Origin of the sequence: Pandoraea sp. PE-S2R-1, assembly GCF_002179865.1 — a bacterium.
In the GTDB taxonomy this organism is placed as follows: Bacteria; Pseudomonadota; Gammaproteobacteria; order Burkholderiales; family Burkholderiaceae; genus Pandoraea.
In genome coordinates, this window is sequence record NZ_NGUR01000009.1 from 580,370 (window position 1) to 592,851 (window position 12,482).

General features: G+C 63.0%; 8 protein-coding genes. All 8 read right to left on the minus strand.

Features of this window, described 5'->3' with window-relative positions:
- Positions 1 to 3,396 carry an ATP-binding protein gene (locus CDV44_RS09640; RefSeq protein ID WP_087687817.1) on the minus strand — a complete coding sequence of 1,132 codons (3,396 nt, stop codon included), beginning with the start codon at positions 3,394 to 3,396 and terminating at the stop codon, positions 1 to 3.
- A 28-nt stretch (positions 3,397 to 3,424) separates the two neighbouring features.
- The gene (locus CDV44_RS09645; protein WP_058378399.1) at positions 3,425 to 4,099 is read right to left on the minus strand and encodes a response regulator transcription factor; all 675 of its coding nucleotides are present in this window, start codon (positions 4,097 to 4,099) and stop codon (positions 3,425 to 3,427) included.
- 212 nt (positions 4,100 to 4,311) lie between these two features.
- Complete coding sequence (locus CDV44_RS09650; protein ID WP_087687818.1) at positions 4,312 to 4,875, minus strand: hypothetical protein; 564 nt, start codon at positions 4,873 to 4,875, stop codon at positions 4,312 to 4,314.
- Between the two features lie 492 nt (positions 4,876 to 5,367).
- The gene (locus CDV44_RS09655; RefSeq protein ID WP_249277476.1) at positions 5,368 to 6,192 is read right to left on the minus strand and encodes a sulfite exporter TauE/SafE family protein; all 825 of its coding nucleotides are present in this window, start codon (positions 6,190 to 6,192) and stop codon (positions 5,368 to 5,370) included.
- Between the two features lie 376 nt (positions 6,193 to 6,568).
- A complete protein-coding gene (locus CDV44_RS09660) occupies positions 6,569 to 7,348 on the minus strand; it encodes a tetratricopeptide repeat protein (protein ID WP_087687819.1) in 780 nt (259 codons plus the stop codon).
- Positions 7,348 to 9,588, minus strand: coding sequence for a TonB-dependent siderophore receptor (locus tag CDV44_RS09665; RefSeq protein WP_087687820.1), 2,241 nt, complete (start codon positions 9,586 to 9,588; stop codon positions 7,348 to 7,350). The genes CDV44_RS09660 and CDV44_RS09665 overlap by 1 nt, the downstream gene beginning before the upstream one ends.
- A gap of 442 nt (positions 9,589 to 10,030) precedes the next feature.
- On the minus strand, positions 10,031 to 11,278 hold the full coding sequence (locus CDV44_RS09670) for a CaiB/BaiF CoA-transferase family protein (protein WP_087687821.1): 1,248 nt from the start codon (positions 11,276 to 11,278) through the stop codon (positions 10,031 to 10,033).
- A gap of 210 nt (positions 11,279 to 11,488) precedes the next feature.
- Positions 11,489 to 12,466 carry a magnesium/cobalt transporter CorA gene (gene corA, locus CDV44_RS09675; RefSeq protein WP_087687822.1) on the minus strand — a complete coding sequence of 326 codons (978 nt, stop codon included), beginning with the start codon at positions 12,464 to 12,466 and terminating at the stop codon, positions 11,489 to 11,491.
- Positions 12,467 to 12,482 lie beyond the last annotated feature (16 nt).

Genomic DNA, 12,482 nt, shown 5'->3' on the forward strand with positions numbered 1-12,482 from the left:
TCAGGCGTCGTCGACAATCGCATGGCCTTGTGCGCGCAACCAGTCGTTCCACGCGGTTTCCAGCACTTCGAACGAAGCGCCGATCTGCCCGGCCGATGCTTGTGGCGCGAGGTGTTCGAGTTGCGCTGCGTGAGCTGCCAGCGAGGCCAGCCCGAAGGACATGAATCCGCCCCGGAGCCGGTGCGCAGAGTGGCGCAGTGCATCGCGCGACACATTGGCCAGCGCCTTACGGCAGTCCTCGATGTCCTGATCGCTGATGCGGACGAACGCATCGAGCATGTCCATCAACGGCACGCCCGTGTCCTTCGGAAACGTGGCGGGGACTACCTCAATGGGTGTTTGCGCGGTCGTCAGCACCGACGAATCGACAATCGCAGGCAGCGGTTCGATCTCGCCACGCAACGACGGGTAGCGGGCACGCACGAGATCGATCACACGCAGCAGCGAGCCCGAGTCGACCGGTTTGTAGACCACGGCATCGAACGGGGATTTCGGGTCGCGGTCGATGCGCAACGTCACGTCGGCCGTCGCGACAATGACCGGCACTTGCGGCGCGCGCGCCTTGATTTCCGTGGCCAGCGTCTGGCCGGAAATGTGCGGCATGTTGGCGTCGGTGATCACGAGCATGTGCGATTCGCTATCGAACGCATCGAGGGCTTCGCGCGGGTCGTTATAGCAATCAACCATCGCACCCAGCCCTTCCAGTTGCCGCGAGAGCAGCATGCCACTGATCGGATGATCGTCCGACACCAGCACATACCACCCCGCCAACGGACGCGCCCCCGGCTGTGCGCTGGTGCTGCGCGGCAGATCGGCCGACGCGGCAAGCCCGGGTTCCGGCGAGACGCCGAGGGCTTCCCACAGACCGGCCTGATGCAGCAACGCGACATCGCGCGGCCAGGCGCTTGCCTTGCTCGCCGGGCCCTCGTGCGGGGTCGGCCGCAGCAGATAGACTTCGGCGCCGGCCATGCCACGTACCGGCCATTCGTCGGCAAACATCAGCAAACCGGCATCGCGGGCGCGGCCATCGCCGGTCGACCACGCCACCGCGTCGTCGTAACGCACAGGCGTGTGGCCGGCAAAACGGATGAGCGCTTCGAGATACGCGTGCCGGCGCGCCAGCCCGCTCACGTAGGCAAACGTCTTGCCGGTTTCCGCCACGATCGGCGGCTCGGTGTTCGGTGCCCACGGCAGATGCAGCGTGAAGTGCATCGTGGTACCCCGTTCTTCCACGCTATCGACCTGCAAGGTGCCGCCGAGCATCGCGACGAACTGGTACGAAATCGCCAGCCCGAGCCCCGTACCGTGCTGCATGCCGGGTTCGTTCGTACTTTTGCCGAACGGGCGGAAGAGATCCGGCAGGTCGCCCGCAGCAATCCCCGCGCCGCTGTCACTGACCGAAAACGCCACATCACATCCCTGCGCATCGGCGCGTGTCATCTGTGCGCTGAACGCGACATGACCTTGCGTCGTGAACTTGATCGCGTTGCCGACGAGATTCGTGATGACTTGTCCGAGGCGGAGCGCATCGGTGTGCACGGCGCGCGCGAGTTGCGGATCGATCATCCAGTCGAGCGTCAGGCCCTGCAAACGTGCCCGGCCGGTGAACGACAGCCCGACCGCCTCAAGCTCCTTGAGCAGCGAGAAGTCGCGCGAATTCAGTTCGAAGCGCCCCACTTGCATGCGCGAATAGTCGAGCAGATCGTTGATCAGGTCGAGCAGATTGCGCGTCGAACTCTCCATCACGTCGACGTAATAGCGATGCTCGTCGCCAAGCTTCTGCGCACTGAGCAACTCCAGCGATGCAAGCGTGCCGTACAACGGCGTGCGCATCTCGTGACTGACCGTCGTCAGGAATACATCCTTCGCCTTGTTCGCGTTCTCCGCGGCCAACCGCGCTTTACGCTGTTCGAGTTCAAAACGGCGTTGCTCAGTCACATCGGAGAGTGTGCCGATCAGCACCGATTGTTCGCGAAACACGGTGTCGACAAAACTGACGGCGTAGTGGCGCTCCCCGGCATCGTCCGAGACACTCAACAAACGCCGCACCGGACGTGACACTACCCCACTGTGCAGTTGGCGGTACATCCGGGTGAGTTCGCCGTCGCCGAGCTGCCGCAGCAGATCGACCGTGCCGGCGTAGGCCGGATTGCTCATCACAACAGCCGGCTCGAACGGATCGATGATCGCCATGCCCACCGGCGCCGTCTCGATGAGCGTTTGCGTGAACGCATCGCGCTCCAGCAGCGCCGTGGTGCGCTTGCGTGCCGGCTCGATCACACGCTTGCGGATATAGCGCATGGCGGTGCAAACCCCTGCCGTGTACAACAGCAGCAGTAACGTTGCGACGATCAGCAGCGTGGCGTTCCCGAACAGCAACTCGGCGGGCGCCACGGCATAGCGCACAAACCACGGATTGAACGGGAGATGGCGTTCAAAAACGATGCGTTGCCCGTCGGTGCGAAGCGTCATCTGCGAGCCGCCGAACAGCGGCAGCGTCGCGAGCGTTCTCATATGACGAGGTGTGGGCAGCGGTGTGCCGGCACTGGCGACGATGATGCCTTCCACGGAGACGAGTTGAAGCGTTTCACGCGTCTGATCGAGATTGCGCATGCGCGGCGGAACAATCAGTTCCGGCGACATGCTGGTGCCCACGTAAAGCACCACGTGCCCTTCCAGATCGCGGATGGGCACGAAGCTCGACACCGTCTTCACGTGTGTCACCGGGTGTTCGTAGTTGTAGGTCCAGAACGGACCGTCCTCTTGCCCCAGGGCTCTCGCCTGATAGCGCTCGACCTTGTTCATCTCTGCGAGCATGATCTTCGTGTCGCGTTCCAGATCGGCAGCACCGAACGATTCACGGCCGAGCGAGGGACGATACGCGGCGAAAGCGCCATCGGGAGAGATCAGGAACGTCTCGTCCTGCGAGTCGAACGGACTCCAGAAATCGGCATCGAGCACCATCAGCCGTGCCGTCAACCGGGACAGCATCTGAGCGCGTTCCGGAGAAATCTCGGCCAGCTTGACGATTTCGAAATCGCCATCCCACGCCACCCCGCCGATGCGTGTCGCCGTGCCCGGCTTCAACCCGTTGAGCGGTTGCAGCACGCGATCCGCCAGCAGGCGTGTGGTGCCGCCGGCGGGTGCCGAACTGGCCTGTACCGTGCGCGACATCGAGCGCGCTTGTTCATTGAAGACTTCGAGATCGCGAATCTCACGCGAGACCGCCGCGAAGAACGACTCCGTCTTCTGGCCGCCCTGCCAGAGCGCACCAAAGACGGCGTAAGAGATCGCCGCCGCCCAGACGGACAACCCGAACAGCAATGCGAGCACGCCCCCAATACGCAGCAGGCGGCCCGCGACGGCAATATCACGCGTCATCGTCTGAATAGGCATGGTCGCGAATGCTCGACGTCGCACGGACTCAAGCGGCAGTGGGCGCGTCGACCTCGCCTTCACGCGTGAGTTGCAGCGGACTCGACGCGTGCAACTGGAACAGTTCCATGTCGTTGCGACAACCCAATTTGCACATTGCCATTCGCTTCTGGTTGTTGATCGTCTTGGCCGAGCGCTTGAGCGCTTCGGCAATTTCGGAGACGTTATTGCCGCTCAGGTACATACGCAGCACCTCCATTTCCTTCGGTGAGAGCGGACGGCGTGTGGTCGGTTTGCGGCGCGACTGCTCTTCCAGAATCTGCTCGGCACGCCCGCCGAGATAGCGCATGCCGCGACGGCAACGCTCCACGCACACCGTGATTTCGCGCAGATCGTCCGACTTCGTCATCACACCCAGCACACCGCAATCGTTCAGCGCGTGAATGATCGCCGGCTGCTCGATCGACGTGAACACGATGATCTTGATGTCCGGATATTTGCGGCGAACCCGCTTGATCATGCCCAGCCCATCACCAAACACACCCCCGGGCATGCAGTAGTCGGTGATCAGCACGTCGACGGAATTCGTCTCGAGCGCCTCGAACAACTGCGTTGAATTTGCGACCGGCGGCAACACGTGGAAACCGGGATCTGGTGCGAGCATCTCACGCAGCGTCGAGGAGACGATCGGGTGATCGTCGGCAATCAAAATTTTTACCATCATGTGCGGAATCCTTTTAAAAGAAGTCAGCCGTGGGCGCGCGCGATCGAGCGCCGCGTGTCTACGCGTCATGGCTTCCCAAAAGAGGAATGTGTGACGAAGCGGCACACAAAAAGATGACAGAAGCGTCACCGCAATGCAGTTGACGAAGGTCAGGTGCGGTGGCCGGTACCGGGGTGTGCGTCCGGCGATCCTTCGGCTCCCCCGCGATCCTGCTATCCCGCAGTTGCCGCCGCAGGGGCCGGTGTTACCGACGTGCCATCGACCGTCGTCCACGACGAGCACGTCTTGTATCCCGTAAGCCGCATTTCACCGCTGCCGATTACCGGCTTGATGCAGTACCGGATACGCACGCCACGCAGACCGGCGGAAGGCATCATGTCTCGCGCCCGGCCGACAACGCGAATACGTGTCGGTCCGGCCGCGGCTTCCCACAGATGCACACTGTCGGTCTCAGGCCAGTCCGCCATCCAGCGGTAGGTGCCGCTGACAACGCGCCCCACCTGCGGCGTGCCGGTCATGCCAACCGCTGCGGCAACGGGGCGCATGCGCGCCGTCACCTCACGCGGTGCCGTCTCGGCGCGCGACAGCGTCGCGCCTTCGAGCGTGTCATGGTCGGCATAAGCCTGACTGACACCTGGCGGTTGATGCTCGCTACACCCTGTCAGCAGCACAAACAACAACGTTCCGGCCAGCCCTGTCAGCGTGCGCCGAATCGGCACGTTGCATTCGCGGCGTTCCGGCGTGAGCGCAAAGCCAATCCGTTGCGTCGTTGTCATTAATTCAATCCCCCGTCGTGCCGTCGGCAAGTGGCTCACCTTTTGCCCCCGTCGACGACCGGGAGAAATATAGGATAAGTCCACAATGTTCGGACGTATTAGCATTAGTTATAGGAAACATCCCAAGGCCAAATAGGCGGACAACCCCGCGACGCCCAAATAAAGCCCGCACAGTGCGTCAGACCGTATGCGGCAATGACGCACCCCACGTAGCGCGAGTGCTTACCGGACGCTGTGATTGACAGGCGTGCGCCGTAAAGATTCACTCTGACGCACTACACGAGACAGGATCGCCATTCGCGTACGCCGATGAAGCGTCGCTTCCGGACAACGAAAATTCACTCGAAAAGCGTTGCGATTTTCGAGGGATCCATAAGCAACGATATCGCGGCACCCAGATGTGACGACTTGTGCCGATGAGGGGACTGTCGATGATGTTCGCGAGCGCACGCACGGCAGAGTGCGACCGCCCTCGCGAACCGGCCGCAAGAATCAGCCGCCGAATGCCTTGAAGAACATGCCGGCAGCGACGAGGGCCATCAGCACCGAGAAGAGTTGTTGCAGCCGGGCTGCGGCCAGACGGGGGGCGAGCATGCGGCCGATCACCATCCCGGCGACGGCACCTGCCACAAACAGCCAGCCTTGCGTGCCCGGGTGCATGCCATGCCACCACGCGTTCGCGACCGTTCCCGCAGAGATCAGTGCGATGACGAACAGCGACGTCGCGACGATGCCGTGCACCGTGATATCGGAAAAGCGGCGCAATGCCGGAACGATCACGAAGCCGCCGCCCACGCCGAGCAATCCGGACGCGAATCCCGAGACCGCCCCGATGGCGCCAAGCGTGCTGGCAACACGGCGAGTCCAGTGCAGTCGTCCCGTTGCCGGATCGAGCCGGCACGGTGGTGGCAACACCACGCTGCCCGCAACACCGCCTTTGCCTCGGGAGGCACGGTACATACGGGCGGCCACGATCAGCATGGCGAATGCAAAGAGACCGACAAGCCAGTGTTCGGGCAGCCGATGCGCGACCCAAGACCCCAGCGGGGCGACACAAACACCGATGCCGGCCATCAGCAGCGCGGCCCGATATCTCACAAGACCGGCGCGCAGCCCTTGAGCGCTGCCGACGGCTGCACTGGCACCGACCGCCAGCAACGCCACGGGGCCTGCCTGAGGCACCCCCCATCCGAGGCCGAACACTAGCGCAGGGACGGCAAAGATGCCGCCGCCTGCGCCGGTCAAACCGAGCACGAGCCCTACGGCGGCGCCAAGGATGGCGGCCGTTGGTGACGAACTCATTGAGGCGAGCAGCATGGGGTGGATTCCGGCGTCGGCGATCTGGATCGCATCCAAATCACTATTGGTCATATGCTTATGACCAATGATTATATAGAAGCCGCCGGGTAACGGAAAGTGCGGCGATGCGCAGTGAACCGCGAGGGAGAAGGCAAGCGGGTGCTGCGTGATCCGAGAGGTGTGGGGGGGATGGGGGGATGCGGGGGATATGGGGGTGGTGCGAGGGGTTAGGTGGGAAGTGCGAATGGCGGTGGTGGGGAGTGACCGGAGCCCCTCTCCGAGGCGAGTTGAACACTGTCTGAGCAGCGGAGAGGGGCTTCGGTCGGTCCTGGGGGGAGGTGTTGGGGTGTTGAAGGGGGAAGGAAATCAGGCGATGCGAAATACGGAAAGAAAATCAGGCGGCTGAAGCGCCCAGCGGTGCCGAAGCGGACGAACCGGAGGCCGAAGTCCATTGGGCGGCCAACACGCGAATACGAGAATCCGGGGCTTGGCTAAGGAATTCAGCGGCTTTGACGAGAAAAGCGGGTGTCGCCGTCTCCGGCACGTGGACAAGCCAAGCCAGTGCCTGATCGAAAGCGCCCTGCCCGATCAGTAGACGCGCGACGTTGAACTGTCCGCGAAAATCACCGCCTTCGGCGGCCTTCCGGTACCAATCGAACGCGCACGCGATATCGCGTGGCACTTCCCAACCGTCCTCGTGAAAACCACCTAAAAGATTCTGCGACTTGGCGTGCCCCATCGCGGCGGCCTTCTGAAGCCACTCAAGCGCAGCCCCGCGGTCTTGCGGACCGCCACGCCCGAGACTCAGCAGCGTCGCGAGGTTATACATGCCCCACGGCTCATCGCGGCGGGCCGACTGACGGTACCAATACAACGCCACCTCGTCGCTCGCCGGAACGCCCCAACCATTCTCGTAGCAGCGCCCGGCCATGTTCGCGGCCATGCCGTGCCCGGCGTGTGCCGCGCGCTTGAAGCCTTCGAGCGCGGCCGCCGCATCACGCGTCACGCCGCGCCCATCGAGCAGCCACTGTGCATAGACCACCTGCGCATCGACGTGCCCCGCCTGCGCGGCCGCGGCCAGCCAGGCGGCCGCCGTTTCTGGCGGCCCCGCGAGAATGTCGCGAACCTGCGCAGGCGTGAGCGACGCAATCTGCGCCGGTTCAATACGCATCATTAATAGCGTGCCGTGAGCGAGACAATCGCGCTGCGGCCCGGCGCCATCGACGCATAGTGCGCCGGATAGGCCTGATCGAAGTAACGGCGATTGAACAGGTTCTGCACGTTGAGCTGTGCCGACAGATGCTTGTTGACGCGCCACGACGCCATCGCGTCAAAACGCCAGTACGCCGGAATCTCGCGCAGGTTCGCCGGATCGCCAAACACGCTCGACGTGTAGAACGCGCCGCCACCCACCGTCACCGACGGAATGATGTCGTACGTCGTCCACAGGCTGAAGCTGTTGCGCGGCGTGTTCGGGAACTGGTTGCCGTTGTTCGAGATCGCCGTGCCCGTGCCGTTGTCCGTCAGCTCGCTCTTCATGTACGTGTAGCCGCCGAACACCTGCCACTTGTCCGTCAGCTTGCCCGCGAAGCCCAGCTCAAGGCCCTTCACGTTCTTGCCGCCCACCATGGCATACGTGTTGTCGGCCATCGTCACGCGCGCATTGCTCGTCTCGATGTAGAACAGTGCCGCCGTCAGCAGCAGACGCTCGTTCAGCACATTCCACTTCGTACCGATTTCATACGAACGGTTCTTCTCCGGGGCGAGATCCGCCGCGTTCGGGCCAACACCGCCACGGCCCGGCGTCAGACCTTGCGTCTCGCTGCCTTCGCCCAGCAACGCGCCGGCCGGCGTCGACGACGTCGCGTACGACGCATACACGCTTGCGTAAGGCAGCGGCTTGTACACCACACCGGCCTGCCAGTTGAACAGCGTGTCGTCACGCGACACCGACTTGCCGCCGTTGGCGCGCGTATCGGTGAAGTCCGTCGAATAGCGGTCCACGCGAGCGCCGAGGTTGATCTGCCATTCCTTCGACAGATCGATCGTGTCGAAACCGTAAATCGCCGCCGTCAACGTGCGCTGGAATGCCGGGTCGTCATTCAGACGAATGCTGCCGGTCCACGGATCGTACGGATTCGGGTTGTACAGACTCGTGCAGTTGTAGCCCGATGCTGCACCCACCCCGCGCAGGCACGAATTGCCCGTGCCCGAACCGCTCCCTGCGGCCACCGTATAGGCGTCCTTACGGCTCGATTCGCGCGAGAACTCGGCGCCCACGTTGAAGCTGTGCTTGAACTGCCCCGTATGGCCTTCGCCGAACAGTTCCGTCTGGTTCGCAATGCTCCACACGTTGCTGTCACGCGTGTTCGCGCGGCGCCAGACCTTGCCGTTGGCCACGTTGCCCTGGCTGTCGTCCGGCTGCGTCCAGATGTAACTTTGCGACGACTTCGTGTAGCGCGTCATGTTGCGCAGCGTAAGCGTCGGCGTGATGTCGTGCTCGATCTTGATCGTGCCGATGTCCGACGACGTCGTGCGGAAGTCGCGATTGTCCAGCCCGTAGAAATTGTTCGGATTGACCGAAGCCGGCCCCGTGCGGCGCCCCGGTGCGTAGTTGTACGGAATGCCCGAATCCGGCAGACCGTCCGATTGCATGTGGTAGTAACTCGCGACAATGCGTGTGGGCGTACCCAGTCCGAAGGCGACCGACGGTGCAATCCCCCAACGCGAGTCGTAAATCGCATCGCGGCCGGCCACACCGGCGTCGTGACCCATCAGGTTCATGCGGAATGCCGCGTGATCGCCGATCTGCCAGTTGCCGTCCGCCGTCATACGCTTGTACTTGGCGTTGCCCAGGCCCACCGTGCCTTCCGCAAAGTTGCCCAGCTTGGCTTCCTTGCTGACGATGTTCACGCTGCCGCCCGCACCGCCGCGACCGCCGTAGGCGCCGCTCGCGCCCTTCACGACTTCCACCGACTCGGTGTTGAACATTTCGTGCGTCGTGGCGCCCACGTCGCGCATGCCGTCGACGAACAGGCTGCCTTGCGTGTCGTAGCCGCGCAGGAACGGACGGTCGCCGAGCGGGTTACCGCCCTCGCCCGCGCCGAACGTGATGCCGGGCACCGTACGCAGGGCTTCCGTAAGCGTGCTCGACCCCGTGCTTTGCAGCAGAGTTTCCGGGATGACCGTGACCGAACGCGGCGTGTCGACAATCGGCGCCGTGAATTTCTGCGACGACGAGTAATCGACCTTGAAATTGTCGCGATTGCCTGTGACGTTGGCGCTCGGGAGTTGCACGTCAGTCGACGTGCTCTTGGCGTCGGCATCTGCGGCCATGGCGCCTTGCGCACTCAAAATTCCCACCAATGCTGCGCTCAACTGCGAGCGACGCAGCGTCATCGGTCCCACTTGCATCTTGGATTCCCCCCTGGAGATCGCTGGTTGTCCGCGATCCGTCTCCCAGTCTTGCTTTGTCGTTGTTCTGTACTTGCCAGGTGCCTGAAAACGCGGACGACGTTGCGTCACCCCCGCCTGATCCACTGCCCACTACCAATTACAGCCATCGAATCAATGCAATACCGACCACGAATCGCATTTCGTAAATACGAATTATTCCTATTTTTAACACCAGTTGCAAATGATTTGTAATATTTCCTGTAATACGCGTTACAACTGTTGCATCAGGAACAAATGAGCGCAGAAGGCGTGGACACGCCGGCGATCAGGCGATATGGGCCCGCAAGGGGCCGGAGGAAGGTCTGCGGAGGAAGAACGCGCAAAGCGATGGACGGCAAGCGAAGCGGGCCGCTGGAACCTCAGCGGCCCGGGGTGAGCCGGGTCAGTCGAGTCAGTCGAGTCAGTCTTTCGGCAGCGGCTCGGTGAGCAATGTGCCGGCCGGCGGGACAGTGGCGCCCTCGCCGGTTACGGTGGCCGCCGCCGACTCTGCGTCGAGTTCGGCCAGAATGTCACCGGTGTGCTCCCCCGGTGCGGGCGGCTCACGATGCGTCACCGGCCCATGGCCATTCATGCGGACCGGCGAAACGATCGTATGGGTGGTCTCGCCGCTGGGCAGCACCATCGGCCGAACCCAGCCCATATGCGCAACTTGCGGATCGGCGAGCACGCGCGAATACGTGCTGATGGGGGTGCACGGCACGCCGACAGCGCTCAGACGGGCAAGCCAGACCGCACGATCGTCGTGCATGAAGACAGGTTCCAGCACATCGCGCAGCACGGCCTGATGACGGGCGCGCTCCCGTGCGTTGGCAAAGCGCGAGTCGTCGAGCAGGTCCACGCGATGCACCAGCGCACAAATGGCCCGCCAATGTGCCTGACCGTCGAGATCCATGCCGAAATACCCGTCTTTCGCACGGAACGTCGGCCAAGGTGCCGCCGGGCCGCCAAAACGGGCATCGTCGGCCGTTCGCGGAATACCGCCAACGGCTTCCGGTTCACTCGCGGCGTTCGCTGCTTCTTCACCCGCCCGCAAGGCAGCGATCGCGAGCGTGGCACCCAGCATCGGCACGTCGATATGCACGCCGCGCCCATGCTGTTGTGCGGCCACCAGCGCCGCCGAAACAGAAAACGCGGCATACAGCCCCGCCGCCAAGTCCGCGACAGGCAAATCGCGCGGCGCCTGACGCCCGGGTGTGGCACCCAACATGCCGCGCAAGGCGTCAATGGCAGGCACGCCGGGATGACCGGCCGAGCGCGGGCCATCTTGCCCGAATGCGGAAATGGAAACGTAGACCAGATGCGGCTGCACGACCGACAGCGCTTCATAGCCGAGCCCGGCACGCACGAGCGTGCCTGCGGGCAGGCATTCGATGACCACCTGCGCCCCACGCACCAGCGTATGAGCGAGGCTGCGGCCTTCCAATGTGCCGAGGTCGAGCGCTACAGAACGTTTGTTGCGGCGTAACCCCGTCTGCGCGGTCGCACCGAGCGGACCGTGCTGGCCTTGGCTTTCGTTGGAAATGTCGTCGACCGGATCGTCGACCATGATGACGTCCGCGCCCATGTCGGCCAGCAGCATGCCGCAATAAGCGCCCGCCGCGCCCCGACAGAACTCAATGACGCGGATCCCCGTGAGTGGTGCGTTCAATGTCTGACCCCTATTTGCCTGGTGTTTGTTGTAGTTCTCAACCTTGGCAACCGTCTGACGCGGTGTTGACGCATTCTAGTGCAATTACTCGACGCCGGTCACTGCGGAAAAAAGGGGGTGCTACCGCCCCGTTGCCACCGGGCAACAGGGCAAGGCGCGCCGGGTCGTAACGACATCCGCATGACACGGAAGACTGCCCCGCCGCGCACGTTACAACCAGCCCGCCTTCCGGAATTTCAGGAACAGCAGCAGATCGATGATGATCATCACGCCGACGCAGACCGGATAGCCGTACTGAAACTTCAACTCGGGGATATCGGCGAAGTTCATGCCGTAGATGCCCGCAATCATCGTCGGCACCGCGAACAGTGCGGCGAACGAGCCGAGCCGCTTGGTCGTCTCGTTCTCGGTGAGCGAGATCATGCCCAGATTGACCGAGAGCGCGGTGGTCACCATTTCACGCAGCATGTCGATGTTCTTCGTGATGCGCTGCAAATGGTCGTACACGTCGCGGAAGTATTCCTGCATGCCGCCGCAGAGCTTCGGGGCCATTGCGCCGAACAGCTTGCTGACCGCTTCCATGAGCGGCACGCACGCGTGTTGCAACGTGATGAGCCGCCGCTTGAGCTGATACAGATCCTCGATGATCTCGCGCCCCTTGGCCGGCTCGTTGCGCGCGAAAATCTGCTCCTCGATGGCTTCGAGTTGCGCTTCGAGATCGTCGAACACCGGAAAGTAGCTGTCGACAATGGCATCCATGAGCGCGTAGAGCACGAAGATCGCGCCTTGCTTGAGCAAGTGCGGCTCTTTCTCCGCACGCGCTCGCACGGCCCCTAACCCCTGCGTCGCGTTCGAGCGCACCGAGAGCACGTAGTTGTGCCCCGCGAAGATGGCGACCTCGCCGATGGAGAAGTCACCGTCGGCGTCCTTGTTGAGCACGTGAAGCACGGCAAAGAGCGAGTCGCCGTACTGTTCGATCTTCGGGCGCTGATGACCATGCTGCGCGTCTTCGACCGCGAGATCGTGCAGGCCGAACTCGTGCTGCATCTGCGCGAGTTCTCCGGGCCCGGGGTCTTTGAGCGCGACCCAGACGAAGCAATGCGGACGTTCGAGATAGTCCGAGATTTCATCGGGGTGCAGGTCGGCGATCTTGCGGCCATCCTCATAGGCCACGCAGTTCACTAGCATTCGAATCCTTGGTCGA

Excerpts from the sequence above, each read along its gene's own strand:
- CDV44_RS09640 (WP_087687817.1), bottom strand. The coding sequence starts at position 3,396 with ATGCCTATTCAGACGATGACGCGTGATATTGCCGTCGCGGGCCGCCTG.
- CDV44_RS09660 (WP_087687819.1), bottom strand. The coding sequence starts at position 7,348 with ATGATGCGTATTGAACCGGCGCAGATTGCGTCGCTCACGCCTGCGCAG.
- CDV44_RS09645 (WP_058378399.1), bottom strand. The coding sequence starts at position 4,099 with ATGATGGTAAAAATTTTGATTGCCGACGATCACCCGATCGTCTCCTCG.
- CDV44_RS09650 (WP_087687818.1), bottom strand. The coding sequence starts at position 4,875 with ATGACAACGACGCAACGGATTGGCTTTGCGCTCACGCCGGAACGCCGC.
- CDV44_RS09665 (WP_087687820.1), bottom strand. The coding sequence starts at position 9,588 with ATGCAAGTGGGACCGATGACGCTGCGTCGCTCGCAGTTGAGCGCAGCA.
- corA (WP_087687822.1), bottom strand. The coding sequence starts at position 12,466 with ATGCTAGTGAACTGCGTGGCCTATGAGGATGGCCGCAAGATCGCCGAC.
- CDV44_RS09655 (WP_249277476.1), bottom strand. The coding sequence starts at position 6,192 with ATGCTGCTCGCCTCAATGAGTTCGTCACCAACGGCCGCCATCCTTGGC.